The sequence below is a fragment of the Pseudomonas sp. 2024-210 genome, assembly GCF_045062345.1.
GTDB lineage: Bacteria > Pseudomonadota > Gammaproteobacteria > Pseudomonadales > Pseudomonadaceae > Aquipseudomonas.
The window spans coordinates 1-1,059 of sequence record NZ_JBJGEJ010000042.1 but is presented as its reverse complement, the minus strand read 5'-3'; the positions used below and the strand labels follow the sequence as shown (position 1 = coordinate 1,059).

Here is a 1,059-nt window from a genome sequence, read left to right as displayed (position 1 = left end):
CGGCCATCACCAACAGCCTGGCCCGCGCCGCAATTTACCTGGGGGAAAAAGACGGCGAACTGATCCTCGCCCAAGCGGGCAAAACCCGCCGTTTCTACCACTTTCAGCACTTCAAACTGATCGCCATCAGCGACGCTTACGGCAACCGCTTGACCATCACCCATCGTGACGGCCGCCTGCACCGTATCGAAGACAAGTTCGAACGCGCCCTGATGCTGCGCTACCACAACAACCGACTGTGCGCCGTCGACTACCAGTACTACGACCACAGCCGCGAGTTCATCGAACGCTCCGACGAGCACTACGCCAAACACCGCGTGCGTTTAGAACGCTGGACCACCCTGCACACTGCCATCTCCTACACCTACAACGACGCGGGCCAACTGATCGGCGCCGCCAACGCCCTGCAAGAAACCGAACACTACCGCTACGACGCCGACCACGTCATCCAGGAACGGCAACTGGCCGGTGGCGCGACGTTTTACTGGGAGTGGCAACACCGTGGCAAACAGGCGCGCTGCATCCGCCACTGGAACAACTTCGGGCAAATGCACGCCCGCTACGAATGGGACGACGCCGGCACCGTCACCGTCCACCATCAGGACGGCAGCCGACACATCTACGAACACGACAGCAACGCCCGCCTCGTCAGCCAGACCGACCCGGACGGCGCCACCCATCAAAAAATCTACGACGAACAAGGCCGCCTGATCGCCGAAAAAGACCCTCTCGGCGCGGTGACCGAATACCAGTACAACGAAAGCGGACTCATCACGGCACTGATCCCGCCTCAGGACGAACCCACCTACTACAGCTACCTCGACGGCCATGTGCGCAAAATCAGGCGTGGCAAGGCGCAGTGGTACTACGAGCGCAACGCCCAGGGCGACATCACCCGCCAGACCGACCCCGATGGCCACATCACCCGCTATACCTACAGCCCGCAAGGCAAAATCACGCTCATCCAGCACCCCGACGACAGCTACCACAAACTGACTTGGAACACCCTCGGCCAACTGACCGGCGAACGACTCCCCGACGGCAGCCAGCGCCACTACG

General features: G+C 61.6%; 1 pseudogene. It reads left to right on the top strand.

Annotated elements, in window-relative coordinates:
* Positions 1 to 1,059 (top strand): annotated as a pseudogene (locus tag ACI7MX_RS22980) (RHS repeat protein); the annotation flags it as partial.